Source organism: Oscillospiraceae bacterium (genome assembly GCA_031265355.1).
Taxonomy (GTDB): Bacteria; Bacillota; Clostridia; order Oscillospirales; family UBA929; genus JAIRTA01.
Genome location: JAISCT010000042.1, coordinates 1 through 22,440, shown reverse-complemented (window position 1 = coordinate 22,440; position 22,440 = coordinate 1). Strand labels below are relative to the sequence as shown.

Below are 22,440 nucleotides of genomic sequence, written 5' to 3'. Positions count from 1 at the left end.
AATTCCTTGCAAACGGAACGGATCATTGGTAGGATAAAAAAGAACGAAGGGGCCGCGGGTGGGGTCCGGGGGGTTCCCCGGGCGGGACAGGCCCTCGCAAAAATGGGCTGGACGGAGGAAGCGCGGATGCAAAATACCGAGAAGACGATGGAGAAAATCGTGTCGCTGTGCAAGGGGCGCGGTTTTGTGTTCCCCGGCAGCGAGATCTACGGCGGGCTGGCCAACACTTGGGACTACGGACCGCTGGGCGCGGAGTTCAAAAACAATGTGAAACGGGCCTGGTGGAAGAAGTTTGTGCAGGAATCCCCGCACAACGTGGGGCTCGACAGCGCCATTTTGATGAACCCCCAAGTGTGGGTGGCCTCCGGCCATGTGGGCGGCTTTTCCGACCCGCTGATGGACTGCAAAGCCTGCAAGACCAGGCACCGGGCGGACAAGCTGATCGAAGACGCCGGCGAAAACCCTGCGGGCTGGGACTTTGCCCGTATGACGGACTATATCCGAGACCACGGCATCGCCTGTCCGGATTGCGGCGCGCACGATTTTACCGACATTCGCACCTTCAACCTGATGTTTAAGACATTTCAGGGCGTGACGGAGGATGCCAAGAACGAGATCTTTCTGCGCCCCGAGACCGCGCAGGGGATCTTTGTGCAGTTTAAGAACATCCAGCGCGCCACCCGCCGGAAGATTCCCTTCGGCGTGGCGCAGATCGGCAAGTCGTTTCGCAACGAGATAACGCCCGGCAACTTCACATTTCGCACGCGAGAATTCGAACAGATGGAACTGGAGTTCTTCTGCCGGCCCGGTACGGACCTCGAATGGTTCGTCTACTGGAAGGACTACTGCCGGCAGTGGTTGCTGGGGCTCGGTCTGCGGGAGGAAAACCTGCGTCTGCGTGACCACGAACAGGCCGAGCTATCGCACTATTCGGCCGCTACGACCGATTTTGAGTTCCTGTTCCCGTTTGGTTGGGGCGAGCTCTGGGGTATCGCCGATCGCACCGACTTCGACCTCACCCAGCACCAGACGCACGCGGGCGAGTCAATGGAATACTTCGATCAGGAGCGGGACGAAAAATACATCCCCTACGTCATCGAGCCGTCTCTCGGCGCCGACCGTGTGGCGCTGGCGTTTCTGATCGACGCCTACGACGAGGAGGTCGTGGATGCGGAGAAGAACGACGTGCGCACTGTGCTGCGCCTCCACCCGGCGCTAGCCCCTTTCAAGGCCGCTGTGCTGCCGCTGTCGCGGAAGCTGACGGACGAGGCCCGCCCGGTGTACGAGACGCTGGCCAGGACCTGTATGGCGGATTTCGACGATGCCGGTTCCATCGGCAAGCGCTACCGCCGACAGGACGAGATCGGCACGCCGCTGTGCGCCACCTTTGACTTTGACTCCCTGGAGGACCGCCGCGTCACGGTCCGAGACCGCGACACCATGGCGCAGGAACGGATCCCCATTGAGGCGCTGGCCGACTACGTCCGCGACAAGACAGTCTACTGAGACTGGAAAAATAAGTATCAATCCACATGGGTCCCAATTAAGACATAGGGAGCAGACAAAGACGGGAGGGTCGACTTTGGGAAAGAAAGAAGAACTGCGGCTGCTGGCGGAACAGATCCGGGTGGCGGCGCTGGAAGAATTCGCGGCGCTGGGCTTCGGGCACGTCGGCGGAGCGCTGAGCTTGGTGGAGACGTTGGCCGTGCTCTACGGCGGCGCGATGCGTGTGGACCCGGCACGACCGGAATGGGCGGAGCGCGACCGGCTTGTGGTGTCGAAGGGGCACGCGGGGCCGGCGGTGTACGCGACGCTGGCGCTGAAGGGCTATTTCCCGCGGGAAGAGCTGCTGACGCTGAACAAGCCGGGGACGCGTCTGCCCTCGCACTGCGACCGGCTGAAGACGCCCGGGATCGACATGACGACGGGGTCGCTGGGGCAGGGCATGTCGACGGCGTGCGGGTTGGCGCTGGGGCAGCGGATGGACGGCGCGCGCGCGCGGACGTTTTTGGTTTTGGGGGACGGAGAATGCGACGAGGGGCAAGTGTGGGAAGGGGCGCTGTTTGCGCCGCACTACAAGCTGGACAACCTGATCGCGTTTTGTGACAACAACGGCCAGCAGCTCGACGGCTACGTGAAAAAAGTACTCGACACGGGGGACTTGGCGGCGAAATTTGCGGCCTTTGGGTGGTACACGCAGACGGTGGACGGGCACGATGTGGAGGCGCTGGACGCGGCGGTGGCGCGCGCGCTGGCACAGGAGGGCGCGCCCTCGATGATCGTGCTGAAGACCGTGAAGGGCAAGGGCTGTCCTTTTGTGGAGGGGCGTGAGTTCAACCATCATGTCCAGTTCACAAAGGCGGAGATGGACGGGGCGCTGACGAGCGCCCGGGCGGTGCTGGAAGCCGCGGAAGCGGCTGTGAGAGGGGGCGCGCAGGCGTGGGTGTGATTGTGAAGGCGGCGCTGGAAAAGGAACCGAAGATGATGCGGGAGATATACTGTGAGACGCTGACGGCGCTGGCGGCGGCGGACAAGCGGATCGTGGCGCTGGATGCGGACCTCATGAGTTCGTCGGGGATGAAGCCGTTTGCCCAGGCCTATCCGGATCGTTTTGTGAACTGCGGGATCGCGGAGGCAAATATGGTGGGTGTGGCGGCCGGGCTGTCGGCCACGGGAAAGATCCCGTTTGCGCACTCGTTTGCTTGCTTCGCGTCGCGCCGCGTGTGCGACCAGGTGTTCATCTCGGCGGCGTACGCGCGGCTGAACGTGCGGATCGTGGGGACGGACCCCGGGGTGACGGCGGCGTACAACGGAGGCACGCACATGCCGCTGGAGGACATGGCGGTGCTGCGTGCGGTCCCGGAGATCACACTGATCGAGCCGACCGACTCGGTGCAGCTGCGCGCGCTGCTGCCGCAATTGGCGGAGAGCTACGGGGTGTACTACATCAGGTTGATGCGGAAGAACGCGGTGTCGGTGTTTGGAGAGGGCTCGGAGTTCACGATTGGCCGTGGAGAGACGCTGCGCGGCGGTCGGGATGTGACGCTGGTGGCCTCGGGTATTTTGGTGGCGGAGGCGCTGAAAGCGGCGGACGAGCTGTCCGCCCGGGGCATCGAGGCGCGCGTCGTGAACTTGTTTACCTGGAAGCCGGTCGACCGCGCGTTGCTTGAGCGCTGCGCGCGCGAGACGGGTGCCGTGGTGACCTGTGAGAACCACAACGTGGTGGGCGGACTCGGCAGCGCCGTCTGTGAGGTACTGGGGGAGACCGCGCCCGTGCCGGTGGAGCGCGTGGGCGTGCAAGATCAGTTCGGCGAGGTGGGCCCGGAGGATTACCTCCGCGGCCGGTTCCGCTTAAACGCCGTGGATATCGCCGCCGCGGCCGTCCGGGTGTACGAGCGGAAACAGACATTATGAGAGGGCGCAGATGGCTGCTGGCGCTCTTTTTGATGGCCGGCGCGGTAATAGGGCTGCTGATCGGGGAACTGACCCGGTCGGTGCCCGCCCTGCAGTGGCTGAGTTTTGGGCAGAGTTTCGGTCTGTCGCCGGAGAACCCGCTGGTGTTGGAGCTCGTGGTGCTGCGCCTGAAATTTGGCCTGACGATTCAGCTGTCGGTCAGCGTGATCCTCTGTATGGGCGCCGCCGGTTTGCTTTACCGCCGTTTTGGGAAGAAATAATCTCAGAGCGGTTGCACGAGGCAGGAGTTTTCGGAGGTTGCCATGAAGATCATACTCGCGTCGGCCTCGCCGCGCCGGCGGATGTTGCTTGCGCAGGCGGGTCTGGTCGATTTTCTCACCTGCGAGCCCCTCTGCGACGAGACGGTGCCGGACGCCGCCGCCCCGGAGGAGACCGTGCGCCGACTCTCGCAGGCCAAGGCCGATGCCGTGACGCGCCGGTACGAGGCGGACGACGTGATCATCGCGGCCGACACGCTGGTTTGTCTAGATGGTCGGCTGCTGGGTAAGCCGCGCGACGGCGCCGAGGCGGCGGAGATGCTCGCGCTGCTGTCCGGGTGTGCACACGAGGTGTACACCGGCGTCACCGTGCGGCGCGGCGCGCGCGTGCGCACCGCGTGCGAGCGGACGGAGGTCGTCTTCCGGCCGCTGACGGCGGCGGAGATTGCCGCGTATGTGGATTCCGGCGAACCGATGGACAAGGCCGGCGCGTACGGGATCCAGGGGCGCGGCGCGCTGATCGTGGCGCGCGTACACGGTGATTTTTACAATGTCATGGGCCTGCCGCTGTGCCGGCTCGGGATCATGCTGGCCGAGTTTGGCGTTGCACTGCTGGAAGGTGGAAGATAGCATGCGTTTTTTCTTGCGGCACAAAGGTCTGCTGGCGGCTGTGGCGGCGGTGCTGCTGGTGCTTGTGCTGGCTGTCGCCTCCTCGCTCACCGGCGGCTACGCCTCGCCGGTGTCAAACCTGTTGGGCACGGTGTTCCAGCCGCTGCAGTCGGGAATCGCCAGGTTGTCGGATTCCATCGCTTCTCTCTACGGTTACATGTACGAGCATGACGCGCTGAAGGATGAGAACGAACGGCTGAAGATCCAGATTGCCAAGATGGAGGCGGCGGCCCGGCTGTCGGAGGCCTCGAACGATGAGAACGAACGGCTGCGCCAGTTGCTGGGTCTCTCCGAGCGGCGGCGGGATTTTGTATTTGAATCAGCCACGATCACCGAGCGGGACGCGTCCAATTGGGCATCCGCGCTCACGCTCAGCCGGGGTTCCAGCAATGGCATTGCTCCGGGGCAGTGTGTCATCAACGAGGCAGGGTACCTCGTCGGAGTGATCGGTGAGGTGGGGGCGACCTGGTCGACGGTCACCACCCTCATCGACACCGACATGGAGGCCGGCGCGTTCATCTTCCGCACGGGCCTGTCGGCGGTGGTGGAGGGAAATTTTGACCTCATGCGGCAGGGGCTTTTGCGCATGTCGTACCTGTCAAAGGACGTGGATGTGAAAAATGGGGACCCCGTGCTCACATCCGGCATCGGCGGCAAGTACCCGCGCGACATTGTCATAGGCACGGTGACAGATCTGTATATGGACGAGACCGGCATCTCGGCCTACGCGGTCATCCGTCCGTCCGTCGAGCTGGGGAAGCTCCAGCAGGTGTTTGTGATCAAGAGCTTTGACATTTCGGAGTGACGCCCCGCGCGGCGAAGGAACGGACAGGCCCGTCTGCGCGGGCCGGCCGGGAGGGTGGCTGGGTTGCGATATCGGGGCATCGTCAAGTGGGTTGTATATGCGCTGGCCTTTTTGATCTTTCTGCTCTTGCAGACAGGCGCGCTAGTCCGTGTGCGCGTGTGGGGTGTGAGCCCCAATATCCTCCCCGCGGTGATCGCGATTGTGGCGATGCTGGAGGGGCGGGAGGCGGGCGCCGTCTACGGATTTTTGGCCGGGCTCTGGTGCGACGCCGTCATCCCGCCCGTTCCGGCCGTGCACGCGATTTTGTTCCTGCTCCTCGGCGCGGGGGTCGGCCATGTGACGGAGAAGCTCTTTCGAAAAAATTTTCTCACGGGCTTTCTCTGTTCTCTTGTGACGCTGGCGGCCTTTGACGTGGTGTTCTTTACGGTCCTCTACCTTGTTCCGGGCCGGGCGGATTTGTACAACCTGGTCCTTGTAGCCGCGCCGGAGGTCGCGCTCACGGCGCTGTGCGTACCCGCGGTGTATGCGCCGCTGAGGGGCATTGCCCGCCGATTCGGCAATGAACCGACAGGAGAATCGTCATGAAAAGAGCCAAGTTTTTCTTCCGCATCGCGCTCCTTATGCTGCTGCTCGGGGTATTTCTGCTGGGCGCCGCGGCCCGGCTGTACAACCTGCAGATCACGCACGGGGCCGACAACCTGCGCGAGGCGGAGCGCCGGCTTAGACGGACGGTGGTGCTGCCGGCGGCCCGCGGAGAGATCCTCGACCGCTACGGCCGTCCGCTGGTGGTCAACCGACTGAGTTATTCCGTGCGCCTTGACCTAAACCGACTCACGCAGGCCGCCGACCCCGCCGGGACATTGGACCGGCTGGTGGCGCTGATGGACGAGACGCAGACGGCATACACCGACACGTTCCCGGTCGTCGGTCCGCCCTTTGTCTACCGCGCTTCCCTGACGGAGCAGGACAGCGACCGACTCGAAGAGTTCCTTCGGCGCAAAAGTTGGGAGCCGTCTGACGCCGAGGCGCTGATGACGCAGTTGCGGGAGGAGTACGCGGTGGACGACCGCTTCTCCGACACCGAAGCGCTGCGCATTGTGGGCATCCGCTACGAGCTCGATCTGCGGGCGCTGTTCGGCATGGAACCGTACCGGTACATCCCGCCCTATCGCTTTGCGGACGATGTGGACATCACCCTCGTGGGGAAGATCCGCGAACAGGGGCTCTCCGGCGTCACAATCGACACCGTCCCCATTCGGGAGTACCGTACGGAGTTTGCCGCGCATCTGCTGGGACGGGTGGGTCAGATCCCGGAGAAGGAGGCGGATGACTACGAGGCGCGCGGATACGCCGCCGATGAGATTGTGGGGCTGGACGGACTGGAACGCGCGCTTGAGGAATGGCTGCGGGGCACGGACGGGGTGCGGGAAGAAGAGACCACCGCCTCCGGCAAGGTGACGAATATCATCAGTGCCCGGCCGCCGGAACCTGGGAAAAACTGTATGCTCACGATCGACATCCGGTTCCAGGAGCAGGTGGAGTATGCCCTGGCGTCGGGCATCGCGGCCCTGCGCGAGCGGGGCGAGCGGGAGGGGCTGGCCGAAGAGGAACTGGCCGGTGCCGGCGCCGCCGTGGTCATCGCCGTGCCCACCGGCGAGGTGCTGGCGATGACGTCTTATCCGACGTTCCATCTCACGAACTTTCAAAGCGATTATGCGGCGCTGTTGGAAGACCCGATGCGGCCGATGGTCAACCGGGCTCTGGCCGGCACCTACGAGCCGGGTTCCACATTTAAGATGGCGGTGTCCATCGCGGCGCTGGAGACGGGTGCGATCACGCCCCGCACGCAGATCTTGGACAGGGGCCGCTATATGCGCTTCGCGCCCAGTTACACGCCCAGGTGCAGCGGCGGGCACGGGAGCGTCAATGTGTCGCGCGCGTTGCAGGTGTCCTGCAACTATTTCTTCTACGACGTCGGTTGGCTGACCGGAATCGAGACGATGAACCGCTACGCGCGTGAGCTCGGTTTTGGCGAGCTCACGGGCATTGAGTTACCCGGAGAGCGCGCCGGGAGCCTGGCCGGACCGGCCTACTGCGCCCAGCAGGGGATCCCTTGGAACGGCGGCGACGTGCTGCAGGCAGCCATTGGGCAGTCGTACAACCAGTTCACCCCGCTCCAGCTTGCCAGCTACACGGCCACGATCGCAAGCGACGGCGTGCGCTACCGGCCTCACCTGCTTGGCACCGTCAAGTCTTACGACTACGACGAGACGCTCTACGACACGCCGGTGGAGGTGGCGGCGCGCATGGATTTAAAGCCGGAGACACTAAATGCCGTCCACGAGGGGATGCGTCTGGTGACGCAGCCGGGCGGCACGGCGGCGGGCACCTTTGCGAGTTACCGGATCCCGGTGGGCGCCAAGACGGGGTCGGCGCAGAAGAAGGCGGACGGCAGCCCGGACAACGGCGTCTTTGTGGCCTACGCGCCTTTTGACACGCCGGAGATCGCCGTGGCGGTCGTCGTGGAGCGCGGCGGCGGCGGCGCGCGCGTGGCGCCGATTGCCCGGGACATATTTGACGCCTATTTGAACGGCCAGGACGAGATGGACTCCGTCCCCGGACAAAACGCGCTGCGCGGCTGAGCGGCGCGTGCCCCGGGCCGCCCGGACTGCCCTCTTGACAGCCGGTTTGTTTGCGTGCTACAATAAAAACTGGTTCAGGTGTCAGAAGTGCGTCTGCCGAAGGCCGAGCCGATTTTTTCGGCAGATGCAACAAAAAACGCTCGGGGTCCCCACCGAGTCTGCTCGGTGGGGTGAAAAGCGAATACTGGGTGTATTCGCGAGGCTTTTTGTGAAATATGGCGGAATAAATCGCCGGCCAGCGGCGGGCGAGGCTTTTGACACTTGAACCAAAATTGGTTTTGTCGTGCGGGTGTAGTTCAATGGCAGAATCCCAGCCTTCCAAGCTGGTCGTGTGGGTTCGATTCCCATCACCCGCTCCAAGGGTCCGCCGAGCAAATTCTACGCTACGTTTGACACGTTTCTTTCCCGCCGAGCGTCCGTAGGCGGCTGGCGCCCGTTCGCTCCGGCTGTTGCCGGGGCGTCTTTGTTGTCTTGTTCATAGGCGCCAGTAGCTCAGTCGGATAGAGCAACGGCCTTCTAAGCCGTGGGTCAGGGGTTCGAATCCCTTCTGGCGTGCCATTTCCGTAGGTCTGCTTTGCTACAAAGCGACCTCGCAAAAGCCCCGCCGTTGCGAGGTTTTTGGCATAAGGGGGCAGTTTCAGAGTTGCTCCCCTTTGTTTTGCTCTATTGTTTTTTACCGTTAGAAGCGCATATTTGCACCTGTGCGGCGGCGCGTTTCCGCTTCGCCTGCTCGATAATGTCGTCTATATTCTCGCCTTTAAGCGTGTTTGGATAATCCCGCTCAAACTCGACCAAAATCTCCTTTGAGAGTTTTTCGCTCTCTCGGCTCTCACGGTACAGCTTTTCGTAATCGCCGCTCGTAAAAGCCGCGTCCAGCAGTTCCGTTGACGTTTCAGGCAAAGTAACCTCGCCGTACAGCTTTTTAACCGCCGTGTCAATCGCCGTCCGCTCAATCGGTTCGCCGCGTCGCTGATGTTCGAGTAAAATCCCCGCCACGTCGGACAAGTCGTTTTTATACGCCCGCCCGCTAATCAGCTTCATCGCAATCAGGTATTCGGCGGCGACCGTGCGGATTTGCAGGACGTTTGAGTACGTTTTGTAGTAGACTGAAACCTCGTGCAACCTATCGGAGTATGACGCGGTACGCTGAAAGTCCGCGTTGAACCAGCCATGCGGCAGCCCGAATCTATCGCCGATATGGTTGATTGCGTCTTTCATCGCGCTTGAAGCGTGGATAATCGCGTCGATGTCATAGGTCGTTTCGCGGAAGCCGTAGTTGGCAAGTACCGCCGCGCCGCCGATTAAGATAATCTCGGCGGGCGTTTCCACGCCGTTCAGTTTGCGGAACTCTTTCGCGAGAGCTTTCAAATACTCGTTCAGATTTTCGCGGGTTATAGGCTTTTCAGACGACATTCCGCACCTCCGCTTCCACAATGTTGTGGCGCAAAAATTCCGGTATAGCCTCGGCGCGGCTGCGTTCCTTCCAAGCGTCGCCGCCCGTCGCCGCGCACAACGTCAAAACGCCCGCCGGGTATATTATCTCAGTGAGCTTTGCCCGCCGCAAATCGTTATAGTCCGCGCAAGGCGGCAAATCGTTTTCGCGGCTTAAATAGTCCGTCATAGCAAGCAGATACAGGCTTTCGGCGTACCATTTCTTATCCCATAGTTCGCGGATTCTGCCCGATTCGAGCGTGTCAATCAGAAACTCAATGTCGCCCATATCTTTTACGAGATGACAGACGTTACTCTTAAATGTCTCGAAGGTGGGGCGGTATTCCATCGCGTCCGCGACAAGGATTTCCATTGAAACATCAAGCGTTTTCGCGAGCTTGTATATCGTTTCGCCGGAGCAATTCTCAATCCGCGCCTTGCCGGAGCAGATGTCGGTCATCGTGGTCTGCGGTATGCCCGCTTGTTTGGCGACCCTGTATTTCGTAACGCCCTTATGGGCAATCAGCGTGTTAATGTTCATTGTGGTTCACCTCATCATCCATTATAACGGATAACCGACATAATATCAAGTGATTTTTGAAAGATACACGCCGCGTTCGGATTTTTCGTTGGATGCCACAAAAAAGCAGGCGCATATCTGTCCGATTGCTCACAGATACACGCCTGCTTTTTCGTGAATTTGGAGGGTTCCAAAGAGAAACCTTGGTTACAGCTCCGCGATGGCTTCAATCTCACAGAGGGCGCCCTTCGGCAGTTCTCGGACCGCCACGCAGCTGCGCGCCGGTTTGGCGGTGAAATACCCGGCGTAAACTTCATTGAACGTCACAAAATCAGCCATGTTGGCCAGAAAACAGGTAGTTTTGACGACTTTTGTGCAATCCGTTTGGGCGGCCTCTAAAATGGCCCGGACATTTTGACAGCTCTGTTCCGCTTGTGCTGCAATGCCCTCCGGTATCATGCCGGTCTCCGGATGAACCGGCAGCTGGCCGGAGGTAAATACCATGTTGTTGGATATAAACCCTTGCGAATAGGGGCCGATCGCCCCCGGTGCTTTTTTGGTTGCGATTTCTTTCATCGTGTTTCAAACTCCTTTCATGTGCCGCAGGATGCTGGGCGAGCGGCCGGTGTTCTCGCTTTATTTGCGAAACACCCTGCCCGGACGGTTGCCGGTATGCTGCCCGTGCTCGATAACCAGCGCACCGTTGACGAGTACGTATTCGATTCCTTCCGGATATTGTACCGGATCGGTAAAGGTCCCTTTGTCTATGACGGTGTCCGGATTGAAAACTGTAATGTCCGCGTAATATCCCTCGCGAAGTTGGCCTCTCTTTACAATGCGGAAGGTTTCAGCCGGTTTCTTTGTCATTTTATAGATGGCCTCAGGCAAGGTGAGTGCTTTGTCCTCACGAACATATTTCCCAAGGACACGCGGGAATGCGCCATAGACACGCGGATGCGGCTTTCCGCCGAGCAATCCATCCGTACATACATTCATTTCCGGGCGTTTCATGAAACATTGTACATGCGCTTCTTTGCCGTAAAAGTCCACCATGCCAACGGCATTTTCTTCCTCTAAAAGCAGATCGAAGGTGGCTTGATAAGGGTCTTTTTTGCGCAACTTGCCCAGTTGAATCAAGTTCAGGCCAATGGCGTCCTCATTCCTTTTGTTTTTGACGCTGGTGACAAAAATTTGGTCCAATCCAGCAAACTCTACAAAGTTGTCCCATCCTGGAATGCCTCTCTCAATGTCCGCAATCATTTTCTCTCGAAGCGCATAGTCCGCCAAACGTTTCAGCACTTGATCGGTACCGCCGTCGTGCACCCAGGGGGGCAGGATGACACCAAGCATGGTGCTGCCGGCGACATACGGATACTGGTCAAAACTGACCTGAATCCCTTCCTTTTCAGCCTCTTCAAGCAATGCCAGCACGTGATCAATTCGACCCCAATTTTTCTTGCCGCAGACTTTGAAGTGTGAGTAGTGAATCCGGATGCCGGATTCCTTGCCGATGCGAATTACCTCTTTCATGGAATCCAGAATTGTATCTGCCTCACTGCGCTGATGGATGACAAAAATACCGTCATATTCCGCAGCGGTTTTGCAGATTTCAATGACTTCTTCGATCTGTGCATACGCGCACGGCATGTAAATCAGCCCGGTTGATACGCCAATGGCGCCTGCTTCCATCTCGCGGCGTGTGATGCGTTTCATTTTTTCGATTTCTTCCCGCGTCGGTTGACGGTTCTCCAGCCCCATCGCTTCCATGCGGATGTTGCCATGTGGTACGAGGTAACATTCATTCAAACCGGGCCGCGCGGATGCCAACAGCTTTAGATATCCGGCGGTATCTTTAAAGTGCCAATCGATGTCGTCAGAATCACCATCTAAGCCCGCCAGATTCTTGCGCCACGGGCTGATGTACTGTTCTGGCAGCGGCGCCAGGGAGATGCCGTCCTGGCCCAATACCTCCGTGGTAATTCCTTGCATCACTTTCGGCAGGACCTCTGGCTCAAGCAAGACCTTTAAATCACTGTGACTGTGCGTGTCGATAAAGCCGGGCGCCACAATCAGCCCGGAGGCGTCAATGATTTGCGCATCTTCCGCTGGCGAAATATCACCTATTTTTACAATTTTGTCGTCTTCCGTCAGAAGATTGGTCCGATATCCGGCGCGGCCGCTGCCATCTATGATGGTGCCGCCTGTGATGATTTTTTTCATGGTTTTCATGGTGTATTTCTCCTATTCCGCCTCAAAGGCAATCTCCGGAGCCGGCTGTGTGCCGCGGCCGCGATCCCATGCGGACACCGCGAAGATTAGAATGAAGGCTACGATGCCACCCGGCACCATGGCACTCAGACCCCATGGTGTATTGAAGAAGTAAATCCAGATTGCCGCCACAATCGTACCCGCCACAATTGACACAAATCCGCCAAGTTTTGTGACTTTCCTATAGAACAGGCCGCAGATAAATGCTGCAAACGGGCCTGCACTTCGAAGTGCAAATGCACCCATCATGACGCTGATAATGTTTTGTGCGACCAAAGAAATTCCAAGCCCGACCAGCCCGACAATCACCATAGTGATACGGGAAATCTGCACCTCTTTGGCGTCGTCCGCGATACCGTGATTGATATAGGGACGATAGACGTCATTGGTGAACATCGTCGCAGTTCCTATCATATTGCCGGAGGCGCTGCTCATTGTGGCCGCCACGATGGCCGCCAGGACAATGCCTGCCACAACAGCCGGCGCAAACTGAATCGTCGCCTCCGCGAGCGCGTTCTTCTGTGCTCCACCCGCGGCATATCCATCAATGCAGACGTAAGCGATCAAGCCAATCAGGGCCGGGACAATCGCATAAGCGGCGGATATAATGCCTGCCATCAAAGAGCCGACTTTTGCGGATTTTCCATCTTTGGCGGAGCAATAAGTCTGCACGATCTCCTGTCCGGTCGGGAACGTCATAAAATACATCACGATATAGCCGATAATCGTCGGGAGACCAATCTTGGTCAGGCTTAAAAGGTCCATCGGTTGCCCGCTGTCCCCGAGGAGCGCGCGCGCTCGGTCAAATAAGACGGAGAATCCTCCGACTTCACTGTTGCCCACCATGATCAACATCGCGATGGTCATACCGACTGTGATAAAAATTACATGCATCATATTGGCCGCGGTCACGGATTTGAAACCGCCGATCATTGTATAAATGATGACGACAATTGTGGTGATTACCGCCGCGATATTAAACGAGATGCCGGTCACCACGTTGATGATAGAAGCGGTTGCGATAATCTGTGCTCCCGTCGCCATGAACAGGGCGGTGATCGAGGTAAAAGCAGTGAAAATATGTGATGCCTTGCCATAGCGTTTGCTGATAATCTCCGGCACTGTGCTTGCCCGTGATCTGCGGAAATACGGTGCGATAAAAGAGACCAGTACAAACCCGATGCCAGCCGCGATTACATACCAGCAGCTGGAGAGCCCGTAGCTGAATACGTTGGTCGCGATGCCTGTGGTACTCGCGCCGCCGGTATTTGCCGCAAATAAGGTGCCTGCCAACACAAACGGACCGAGCGATTTGCTGGCCATCAAAAAGTCTTCATTGCTTTGACTGGCCGATTTGGACTGCTTTCGTTTTGAAATAATAAGCCCCAGACAAACAGTAGCCACCATGTATAACACGATGATGATGAAAGCGGTAATTTGCACCTGTGTCACAGTGGGTCATCCTCCTTTCAAATCAAACAGCGCGTGATTTACGGTCGATATTCTTTGCGGCTTTACCCATCCTTTTCTCTGGTCTATACAAGCAGCGCCTGCATGACGCCATAGTAGCAATCCGTCACTTTGGTCAGTTGTTCGATGGCAATGTATTCCCCCACCGTATGCGCCAAACTTTCCTGTGAGGGCCCAAGCCCAAATGTTGGGATGCCCGCTTCGCCCGCATAGTGGCTGCCATTCGTACAGAAATTGTACTGGGTGATGGAAGGCCGGTAGCCCATCTCCCGTAGCTTGTCCATCACAGCCCGCACAAAATCCGCTTTCTCGTCATACAACCAGCCCGGGAAGAAGCGCTCTCCCTCAATCGGTGCTTTGGTATGGCAGATTTCCTTTCCAACGGCATAACTGACATTCACCTTTAATGCGGGATCTTTCAGCATCATCTCGTTTAACAGCGCTTGAATTGGCGCGAGAACACTTTCTTTTGTTTCGTCTACCAACAAGCGGCGGTCATATGTGGCGCGGCAATACTCCGGCACGACGGACGCGCCTGGGTATGGGGCGCTTTTGATGTCGGTCAGTTCCAAAATTCCCTTTCCAAGCACAGGATGCTCGGGTGGCTTCAGCCCGCGGATCGCTTCAATCACCTGCGCCATCTTGTATACCGCATTGATGCCTTTCTCTGGATTCGCGCTGTGACAGGGCTTCCCGAAAGTCTCCACCACGATTTCCGCGCGGCCGCGCTGTCCGATTTTTACATTCAGTTCTGAGGCCTCCCCAATGACGACGTAGTCCGGAGACACAGCTTTGCTGATTTCGCGCGCCGCCACGCCCTCAAAGCATTCTTCGTGGACGACGCCCGCCACAAAAATTTCCCCCGCGAAATCCCGCTTGGTATCTTCGGCAAAATTCGCGGCCGCACAGACAAAGGCGGCGACCGCGCCTTTCATATCGCTGGTTCCGCGTCCGTACATGTTCCCGCCATGCACTTCGGCGGCAAAGGGCGGATAGGGCCATTCGTCCGGATTGGTCACCGGAACCGTGTCGATATGTCCGTCAAACAAAAGTTTCTTGCCCGGCCGGTGCCCCTTGATACAGCCGACAATATTGCCATAACGGTCTACGGTGACATCATCGAACCCCTTCTTTCTCATATAATCTTGCAATACGGTCACGACACCTCCTTCCTCGCCGGAGTAGCTCTTTTGCCGGATGAGCTCCTGGCACAAAGCAATGACAGCATCTTCCCGGTTTTTACTTAACATTGTGTTTCTACTCCTTTTTATGTTTCATTTTGCAGACGATTTTGTCGCTCCGACTTCTCAAAAATCTAAGCTTCGCGGCTGCTCGGGTACTTTCCGTCCCAGACAATCTCCCGATAATTTTTATGGTCCGTATCTCCTTCCGTGCTAAAAAACAACACGCGGGATTGGACATCCAACTGCAAGGCGTCACGGATAGCCAGAAGTTTCGGATTTGTCATCAGTTCCGCCACGCAGCCGAATGTCACAGCGCCGCTTTCGCCCGATATCACACGCGGATCTTTGGGAAGCGGATTGCCCAAAAGACGCATTCCTTTTGCCGCCACGTAGTCAGGGCAGGAAAGAAAATGGTCTGCGTATGTCTTTAATGTATCCCAACCGATGCTGCAGGGCTCTCCGCAGGCCAGACCGGCCATAATCGTATCCATGTCTCCGGTTACGCAATGCAGCGCCCCGTCATTTGCCTGCGCGGTCCGGAAAATGCAGTCCGCTTTGTTGGGCTCCACAATCGTAATGATAGGACGGTTTTCTCCATAGAGCGCCGCAAAAAGTCCGGTGATGGAACCTGCCATCGAGCCGACGCCCGCCTGTAGAAAAATGTGCGTCGGCGGTTCCGGAAGCTGTGCGATGGCTTCATAGCCCATCGTGCCGTACCCCTGCATGATCCACAGCGGGATTTTCTCATAGCCTTCCCACGCGGTATCCTGCACCATCACCCAGCCCTTTTTTTCTGCCTGACGCTTTGCCAGCCGAACCGCACCGTCGTAATTCAAGTCCGTGACAGAAGCTTCCGCGCCTTCTGCACGAATGTTTTCCAGCCGCTCCGCCGCGCTGCCTTTCGGCATATAAACCACGGCGCGTTGGCGGAGTTGACGGGCCGTCCAAGCGATCCCGCGTCCATGGTTGCCGTCTGTGGCCGTGACAAAAGTCAAATCCCCCACCTTCGCGCGGGTCTGCTCCGAAATGATTTTTTCATAGGGCAATTCAGAAATGTCTTGCCCCAGACACTCGGCGATGTAGCGGCCGATTGCGTAGCTGCCGCCCAATACCTTAAAGGCGTTCAACCCGAAGCGGTAGGACTCATCTTTGACGTACGCCGCGCCCAATCCGAGTGCCTGCGCGGTATACGCCAGCGAAACCAGCGGCGTCGGCTTATAGACTGAAAAACTGGTGTGGAAGCGCTGTGCCTTTTTGGCTGTCTCTTCTCCCAAAGGCGGCGGTGCCCCACTGTTTTCTCTGCCGCGCCGATAGGAAACCAGTTTGAATTCCTCCTTCATAAGCCCTCCGTTCCGCTCGCCTTGGTGTGAGGAGTCGTCTGGAAATCGCAAGAATACGTCCTTGGCGAGACGAATAAATAGTTATTACAATGATACCTTTTTATCATTATAGCACAAATATCCCCGTATGTCCATTGACAAGATTTCCAATTATTTGAATATTTTTGACTGATTTTTCCAATTTGAAAGATGAGTTGCTATTTTGACACAGTTTTATCGTAGAATACTAGATAAATCAGATGAGCTCGGTGAAATTATCACGAATTGTGTAACGAAAGAATCAGGGGAGACATATTGTCCATTTGCCTGCAGAAAAAATAAATAGTTATTGAAATAATACTTTTTTATCATAATAACACGGATTTCCACGCCTGTCTATGGACATTACCACCAATGATATGGATAATTTTTAGCTATTTTTACTATTTTGTGATGAAAAATTATTAATTTTATCTCTGCGTGCTAGACAATCGGAGGGGTATATGGTATAAAATATAAAGAAAGAGCATGCTGACAAAAGGAGCACCGAAACAACGGTGTTGCAGGGAATCGAGGAGTAAAATGATGTATGATCGATTGGAAGATTATAAAAAGCTGGTGGAATTTCTTTCTTCTCTCTTAGGCGAAAATTGCGAAGTCGTGTTGCAGGATTGCCGAGAAGATCAGTGCGGCATTATTGCCATCGGAAACGGCGCTGTTACAAACAGGAAGGTCGGCGGGCCTCTGACGGATTATGCGTTGGAAGTCATTCAATCCAAACGCTGGAAGAACGAAGATTGGGACATCAATTATCGGAGCACGAAGAATCATAAAAATCTGCGTTCCTCCACCTATTTTATCAAAGACGATAATCACGACTTGATCGGGATGCTCTGCGTCAATATTGATATGACTGTCTATGAGCAATTGAGCCATGCGATTTTAAGCCTTGGCGGTCTGCATCTGCTGCCGTCGATTCCTGCGACAACATCGATTGAAGAGCCACATATGGGGCCGCCAAAAGAAACATTTTTCAACAACATTGCGGAGATGGTAAATATGTCTATGGAAGAAGTATTCGCCGAAGAGGCCATGCCGCAGATCACCCGTTTAAATCTGGATGAGCGTCTGCGTCTGCTAGAAAATTTACAGAAGAAAGGCGTCTTTCTGATCAAGGGCGCGATCAGCGAAGTGGCGGCTATCTTGCGATGCTCGGAACCCACCTTGTACCGCAGTCTGTCAAAATGTCAAAAGACAAAAGCCTGACAAACAGGGAGGCGCTTGTTTCCAGCTCGCGGCAGTTTTCGTGGTGTACCGGGATATCAGACTCACAGTCAAACATTTTCAAATCGGTGCTAACATGTCCGGGAGAGAGACGAGCGCGACGTCCTGCCGCGTATTGATGAGGGTTGTGAGAGCTTTGGTGAAGCCGGATTTTGAAAATAGCATGTAATGTTTCTCCGTAAATTGCGGCAGCAAAGCGGCTTTGGCCTGCAGGCCCTCCAGCGCGTCGGCGCCGAGGGGCTCGCCACGCCATTTGCACTCGCCGAAGATGGCCTGGGCGCCGGCGCAGGCGATGAAATCGATCTCCACGGCGCGGTGACGGTTTCGGTCCGTGCCCCACCACCGGCCAATTTTTTGAAACGAGACGGGGAGAGAGTCCGCCGCGAGGCGGCGCCACATATATTGTTTGGCGCAGGTCTCGAAGGCGTGGCCGGTGTAGGTGTTCAGCCGTTCGCCGCACACCTCGTCGCAGACGCGTGCGCCCAGGCCTGCCGAGATGCGGCTGAGGTTGGGCAGGACAAAACGGTACCAAAACCGGAACATCTGGTCCTCCAGTGCGTAAGTCGTCTTTCTGGAGTGCGTTTCCGTCACGGGAATGTCGCGGCGGACGAGCCCCAGAAGGATCAGCGTGTCGAGCATGTCGCTGCATTGGCTCGTCTCAATGCCCGCCTTGACGGCGATCTCACCCAACCGGCTGCTGTCGGAGGCGATGGCGGTGATGATACCGTTGTATGTCTGCGGCATCTTCAGTTCTTGTTTGAGGAGATTTGCCGGCTCTTCAAACAGGCGGCCGGACGGTTCAAAAAACAGCGCGCGCAAGTTCTCCCGCACAGAAAGACTGTTGTCTATGCGGGATACATACTCGGGGACACCTCCGGTGGCGCCGTATAGAACGATCGTTTCCTCCGCGCGAAAGCCGCATAGCATGTCGGCGCAGGCCCGGTAGTCCAGAGGTAAAATCTTGTATTGCGACGTCCTGCGCCCATACAGCGGACTCTTGTACCCAAGTACTTGATTTTCCATGAAGGACATGGACGATCCGCACAAAATCAGGAACAGCCGGCTGCTTGCTTGGTGCCTGTCGATGGCGGCCTGGAGCAGAGAGGACACCGCCCGGTCGCTCTCCGCGAGGTAGGGATATTCGTCGACCGCGAAGATGATGCGCTCACGCCTGGCGTGGGCAAACACGTATTCGATTGCCTCATAGAAAGAGCCAAACGGATTCGGCGGCGCCTCCGGAGCCAGTACGGTGAGGATCTGCCGCGACAGCAGCGCCAGATTTTCTTTGGCGGTCGACTCCACCGCGACAAAGTAAATGTACTTTTTGCCCCGACAGAACGCGTGGATCAATGTGGTCTTGCCGACACGCCGCCGACCGTAGATCACCGCAAACTGGAACCCGCCGTGCCTGTTAAGAGCGTCGAGACTGGCAAGTTCTCTCTCTCTGCCGACAAACATGGCGGTCCCTCCAATTGTAAAATGCTAATTATAAAATTACTAATTGCATAATTAGCATACCAAACCGCTCGCGTCTTGTCAAGTGCCGGCGCAAACATGAATGTTGTTTGAGGCGCGCAGAGTCGCGGCGTAAAACCGGCCGCGGCGACCCGTCAGGGGTCGTTGCCGCGGCCGGTTTATCTCGTCCGCCAACGCGCGTCAGCGCGGCGGCAGGACGGTGAGAGGATCGAGGTGTGCGTCGCCCTGGTGGATTTCCAGGTGTAGATGAAAGGTCTCGGAGCTCTCGGCGGCGGCGGATTCGCCCACGGCGCCGACGGTGTCGCCGGCTTTGAGCGTCTGGCCCTTGCTGACGGCCGGCGTCCGGGCGAGGTTTGCGTACAGGCTGCGCACATCGTTCCCGTGGGCGATCACCACGACGGTGCCCAGCAACGGGTCCTCGTAGACGTCCTCTACCGTACCGTCGCGGACGGCCGTCACCTTGGCGGCGGCGGCGGTCGCAATGTCGATGCCGCTGTGGGTGCGCCAGTCGTCCAGGGTCTTGTTGTAGAGGAGCGCGTCCTCACTGTGGTGTGTGATCACCGCGCCCGCCGCCGGCCACACGTAGACCGGCGCCTTTGGCGTGGCCGTGGGTGTTGGTGTGGCCGCAGCGGTCGGCTTCTGGGTTGTCTCGTCTACGGGTCGCTGAGACGGCGGGACAACATCCGTGCCGCCGACCGCCAGCGCGGTGTCGTCCGTGCCGTGGGGCGCCGCCGGCGTGTGTGCGGGGGTCTCGGGGGAGGCTGTTTCCCAAGAGATCGTCGGCGCCGGGATGTCCCAGTCCAGGGGCGCGCCGCCCAGATTCAGGTCCGCCGAGTCCCCGCTGGCCGTTTCGTCCGACGCGCCGTCCGAGCCGCCGGAAAACAGCGCGAAGCCGGACAGGCCGACGGCCGTGACGCACACGGCTAGGACGACGTAAAATCCCTTGCCCGCGAAGAAGTCCAAGATGGGATGTTTCTTTTTCATGTGTGTTCCCTCCGGTATTGGCGATGTGATGTATCGTAGGAGAACTCCGGGCGAGAGCCCGTCTCCACGACCTAGTATCACCGAGTGGAGGGAAATTTATACAGGGGCAGCCGGGTGGTCGCGTGCGGCCACCCAGCTGCCGGACGGTGCGTCAATTCGCGGTGGTGTTTTGCGAGGGAGCGGTGACGGCGCCCGCCCCCGGAGGTTCGTCGGCGTCCGGTCGGGTCAGCCCCGCCATGAAGCCGTCTAGCTCAGCCGTATGTACGTCGCTGCCGATCACCGTGTCCCCGTCCACCAGCAGATCGGCGTACACCTCGAAGGTCTCTTGCGGATAGTTTAAGATCGCGTAGCGGTAGCGTATGACGCGTTTCCCCTTGTGACGGCTCAGATCGAAGCCCTGCGAGAGCTGGATCTCGTTGTAATTTTGTAAAATAGGATCAAATTCATCCGGAATGCGCACCTCCTGGACCTCCAGGGGCTGCGGCTCCACACGCCAGCCAAAGGACTCCAGGTAGGCGACGCGGTCGTCGTTGTCGTGAATGCCGCGCGGCGCCGGCGTCGGTTCGGCGACGTTCTGTGGGTCTGCCCCGAGGCGTGCCACAAGCAGGATGATCCCGCACAGCAGCACACCTGCCAGGATCACAGCGACCGCCAGCCCTCGCTTTGTCAGTCTCGTGGTGAAGACAAGCATCAAAAGTCCCCTCTCCGATTTGAGCGTCTCTCACAGCGCCGCGCTCAGTGCATGGTATCTCATCTGTCCGCACAACAGTAAATATATGGAATACATAAAGAAAACAGTACAAATCTTGCGGTGGGCCGCCGCACGGGAAGTTTTTAGCGGCGCCCAAATAATTGCTTTTTGAGCGAGATCGTGATATATTGGATGCAACGCCGAGGTCCCCGCGGGGCCCCGGAGCATATTGACGAGGGGGATGGCCATGAAAATACAGGCGTCCGCTGAAAATTACCTGGAGACAATCTACATGTTAAAGCGGCGGATTGGAGCTGTCCGCTCCATCGACATCGTGAACGAACTCGGTTACTCCAAGCCCAGTATCAGCGTAGCCATGAAGAATTTGCGGGAAAACGGCTGCATTGAGATGGATTCAGACGGCTACATCCGGCTGACCGAAAAGGGCGCCGCGGTGGCGGAGAAAATGTACGAGAGGCACACCCTGTTCTCCCGGTGGCTCGTGTCTTTGGGGGTCGACGAGAAGACCGCGGGCGAGGACGCTTGCCGCATCGAGCATGTGATCAGCGAGGAGAGCTTCGCGGCCATCAAGCAGCACACCGGGCGTCTGGGCACGGAGGGCAGCTGAGGCAGCCCCCATCACATCCATTATAGCGCGTGAGAGGCGTCCTACGCAAGACGAATGAAGACACACCCACACAGGCCGGGGAAGGTCCGGCTCGTGTGGGTGTGTTGTTTTTTGGTGTCAGCCGCAAAAAAGTGAAACTTTTTTTGATGTCTGTCCAAGGTAGCAAAAACATGGGAAAAGGGCAAGTTTTTTACAAAAGATGAAGAAATTGCAATTAATCGAAATAAACTGGGGAAATATATGCAATATTTGTAAGTAGATGGCAAATAATCCCTGTATTCTTGTTCAAAAATTCTACGATATAAGAGGTGAGCTATCCATCACCACCCAAAAAGATGCAAGGGGGCAAACAAAATGAAGCGACGTATGATGAGTCTTTTCCTGGCGTTTTCCGTACTATTCGTGACCACCGTGGCCGCCGTGGCGGCGCTGCTTCCAGCGCCGTCGCAGGACGCGCAAGTACAATGGGAAGCGGACAGCCCATTCAGATACATGGTAGACGAACAACGACAGGAAAGCCCACCGCCGTCACAGGAAATACCCGGTACACCGGGCAGTTTCCGGGCGGCGGGTTTTTTTGCGTCCGAACTGACGACGTCCGTTTTGTCTCCGGGGACCGATCTGCGGGAGATGATGGCGCGGCAGCCTCGGGAAGTCGCCGTGCCGGAGGACCGCTACATCGTCAAATATAAAGAGGGGCGGGAGGCGGACTTCAAAGAAGCCGCCGCGCCGCTTGCGTTGGAATCGGACGCCGTGGCGCGGAAAACGCTGCCCGCGGAGCTGCGAGCCGTACCGAATCTCTCCGCGGCGCTGCCCGCGGGCGACTTTGCGGAGCTGGACCGGCTGGAGACGCTGACACTGGCGGAGCCTATTTTACCGAGCGAACTGGCGGAACAACTGGCGGATCTGGGCGTGGCGGAGTATGTCGAATACATTTGCCCGGACTACAAACTGTCACTGGACAGCCTATCGTTGGAACTGACGGAGAGCACGGAAACAGAGACAACATCCGCAGAGACAACGACATCATTCACGGAGACAGATATATCGTTCACAGAGGCGACGTCGGAGGCGACGTCCAACGGCACCGCTTCTCCGCCGTCGACCGGCGGTCCGCTGGCACAGGCGACGCCCGTGTTGGTGGCCGTGCTGGACACCGGCGTGGATGTGGGGCACACGTCGCTGGCAGGCTGCCTGACACAGGGATTCAACGTAATGACCGGCGGCGATGATATATACGACGACACCCGACCGCTGGCATATTCTCACAGTACGCACCTGGTGGGCAGCATCTGCAGCGCGGCGGCGGAGACGGGCGCGGCGGTGGAGATCCTCCCGATACAGGTGTTTGAAAACGGAGTTGCGAGAACCAGCGACATATTGGCAGGAATTTCTTAC

At 57.8% G+C, this 22,440-nt stretch carries 21 protein-coding genes and 2 tRNA genes; 13 read left to right on the top strand and 10 right to left on the bottom strand.

The annotated features are described in order from the left end of the window. Positions 1-126 precede the first annotated feature (126 nt). The 10 genes from LBK75_05940 to LBK75_05895 all read left to right on the top strand — a co-directional run bounded on the left by LBK75_05940 (position 127) and on the right by LBK75_05895 (position 8,345). A complete protein-coding gene (locus tag LBK75_05940) occupies positions 127-1,506 on the top strand; it encodes a glycine--tRNA ligase (protein MDR1157833.1) in 1,380 nt (459 codons plus the stop codon). A 76-nt stretch (positions 1,507-1,582) separates the two neighbouring features. Beyond that, positions 1,583-2,449 (top strand): transketolase, encoded by an 867-nt coding sequence (locus tag LBK75_05935; GenBank protein ID MDR1157832.1) that lies wholly within the window; start codon positions 1,583-1,585, stop codon positions 2,447-2,449. After that, on the top strand, positions 2,449-3,414 hold the full coding sequence (locus tag LBK75_05930) for a transketolase family protein (protein ID MDR1157831.1): 966 nt from the start codon (positions 2,449-2,451) through the stop codon (positions 3,412-3,414). Before LBK75_05935 ends, LBK75_05930 begins: the two co-directional genes overlap by 1 nt. Further along, positions 3,411-3,674 carry a DUF4321 domain-containing protein gene (locus tag LBK75_05925; GenBank protein MDR1157830.1) on the top strand — a complete coding sequence of 88 codons (264 nt, stop codon included), beginning with the start codon at positions 3,411-3,413 and terminating at the stop codon, positions 3,672-3,674. The genes LBK75_05930 and LBK75_05925 overlap by 4 nt, the downstream gene beginning before the upstream one ends. A 42-nt stretch (positions 3,675-3,716) precedes the next feature. Further along, the gene (locus LBK75_05920) at positions 3,717-4,301 is read left to right on the top strand and encodes a Maf family protein (GenBank protein MDR1157829.1); all 585 of its coding nucleotides are present in this window, start codon (positions 3,717-3,719) and stop codon (positions 4,299-4,301) included. A 1-nt stretch (position 4,302) separates the two neighbouring features. Next, on the top strand, positions 4,303-5,145 hold the full coding sequence (gene mreC, locus LBK75_05915) for a rod shape-determining protein MreC (protein MDR1157828.1): 843 nt from the start codon (positions 4,303-4,305) through the stop codon (positions 5,143-5,145). A gap of 63 nt (positions 5,146-5,208) precedes the next feature. Continuing rightward, complete coding sequence (mreD, locus tag LBK75_05910) at positions 5,209-5,730, top strand: rod shape-determining protein MreD (protein MDR1157827.1); 522 nt, start codon at positions 5,209-5,211, stop codon at positions 5,728-5,730. Further along, positions 5,727-7,787, top strand: a complete 2,061-nt coding sequence (locus LBK75_05905) for a penicillin-binding protein (GenBank protein MDR1157826.1) — start codon at positions 5,727-5,729, stop codon at positions 7,785-7,787. The genes mreD and LBK75_05905 overlap by 4 nt, the downstream gene beginning before the upstream one ends. Before the next feature lie 285 nt (positions 7,788-8,072). Then, positions 8,073-8,146, top strand: a tRNA-Gly gene (locus LBK75_05900). 122 nt (positions 8,147-8,268) lie between these two features. After that, positions 8,269-8,345 (top strand) — tRNA-Arg (locus LBK75_05895). A gap of 105 nt (positions 8,346-8,450) precedes the next feature. On the opposite strand, the gene LBK75_05890 is transcribed toward LBK75_05895, so the two are convergent. From LBK75_05890 to dpaL, 7 genes are all read right to left on the bottom strand, one after another. Further along, the gene (locus tag LBK75_05890; GenBank protein ID MDR1157825.1) at positions 8,451-9,200 is read right to left on the bottom strand and encodes a hypothetical protein; all 750 of its coding nucleotides are present in this window, start codon (positions 9,198-9,200) and stop codon (positions 8,451-8,453) included. After that, complete coding sequence (locus LBK75_05885; protein ID MDR1157824.1) at positions 9,190-9,759, bottom strand: helix-turn-helix transcriptional regulator; 570 nt, start codon at positions 9,757-9,759, stop codon at positions 9,190-9,192. The genes LBK75_05890 and LBK75_05885 overlap by 11 nt, the downstream gene beginning before the upstream one ends. A gap of 186 nt (positions 9,760-9,945) precedes the next feature. Continuing rightward, entirely contained in the window at positions 9,946-10,314 is a 369-nt protein-coding gene (locus LBK75_05880; protein ID MDR1157823.1) for a RidA family protein, read from the bottom strand. Between the two features lie 60 nt (positions 10,315-10,374). After that, positions 10,375-11,958, bottom strand: coding sequence for a D-aminoacylase (locus tag LBK75_05875; GenBank protein ID MDR1157822.1), 1,584 nt, complete (start codon positions 11,956-11,958; stop codon positions 10,375-10,377). Positions 11,959-11,979: 21 nt separating this feature from the next. Further along, positions 11,980-13,458 carry a sodium:solute symporter family protein gene (locus LBK75_05870; protein MDR1157821.1) on the bottom strand — a complete coding sequence of 493 codons (1,479 nt, stop codon included), beginning with the start codon at positions 13,456-13,458 and terminating at the stop codon, positions 11,980-11,982. A gap of 83 nt (positions 13,459-13,541) precedes the next feature. After that, positions 13,542-14,726 carry a YgeY family selenium metabolism-linked hydrolase gene (locus tag LBK75_05865; GenBank protein MDR1157820.1) on the bottom strand — a complete coding sequence of 395 codons (1,185 nt, stop codon included), beginning with the start codon at positions 14,724-14,726 and terminating at the stop codon, positions 13,542-13,544. 65 nt (positions 14,727-14,791) lie between these two features. Further along, positions 14,792-16,000, bottom strand: coding sequence for a diaminopropionate ammonia-lyase (gene dpaL / locus LBK75_05860; protein ID MDR1157819.1), 1,209 nt, complete (start codon positions 15,998-16,000; stop codon positions 14,792-14,794). A gap of 564 nt (positions 16,001-16,564) precedes the next feature. Here dpaL and LBK75_05855 point away from each other — a divergent pair. Beyond that, complete coding sequence (locus LBK75_05855) at positions 16,565-17,245, top strand: PAS domain-containing protein (GenBank protein ID MDR1157818.1); 681 nt, start codon at positions 16,565-16,567, stop codon at positions 17,243-17,245. A 78-nt stretch (positions 17,246-17,323) separates the two neighbouring features. Here LBK75_05855 and LBK75_05850 read toward each other — a convergent pair whose 3' ends face one another. The 3 genes from LBK75_05850 to LBK75_05840 form a co-directional block, all read right to left on the bottom strand. Beyond that, a complete protein-coding gene (locus LBK75_05850) occupies positions 17,324-18,721 on the bottom strand; it encodes an ATP-binding protein (protein ID MDR1157817.1) in 1,398 nt (465 codons plus the stop codon). 198 nt (positions 18,722-18,919) lie between these two features. After that, positions 18,920-19,723, bottom strand: a complete 804-nt coding sequence (locus tag LBK75_05845; protein MDR1157816.1) for a M23 family metallopeptidase — start codon at positions 19,721-19,723, stop codon at positions 18,920-18,922. A gap of 151 nt (positions 19,724-19,874) precedes the next feature. Continuing rightward, positions 19,875-20,414, bottom strand: a complete 540-nt coding sequence (locus LBK75_05840; protein MDR1157815.1) for a DUF4830 domain-containing protein — start codon at positions 20,412-20,414, stop codon at positions 19,875-19,877. A gap of 247 nt (positions 20,415-20,661) precedes the next feature. Between LBK75_05840 and LBK75_05835 the strand changes: the two genes are divergently transcribed. Both LBK75_05835 and LBK75_05830 read left to right on the top strand, forming a co-directional pair. Next, positions 20,662-21,042 carry a metal-dependent transcriptional regulator gene (locus LBK75_05835; protein ID MDR1157814.1) on the top strand — a complete coding sequence of 127 codons (381 nt, stop codon included), beginning with the start codon at positions 20,662-20,664 and terminating at the stop codon, positions 21,040-21,042. 354 nt (positions 21,043-21,396) lie between these two features. Then, positions 21,397-22,440: hypothetical protein (locus LBK75_05830; GenBank protein MDR1157813.1), on the top strand; the 1,044-nt coding region annotated here is incomplete at its 3' end.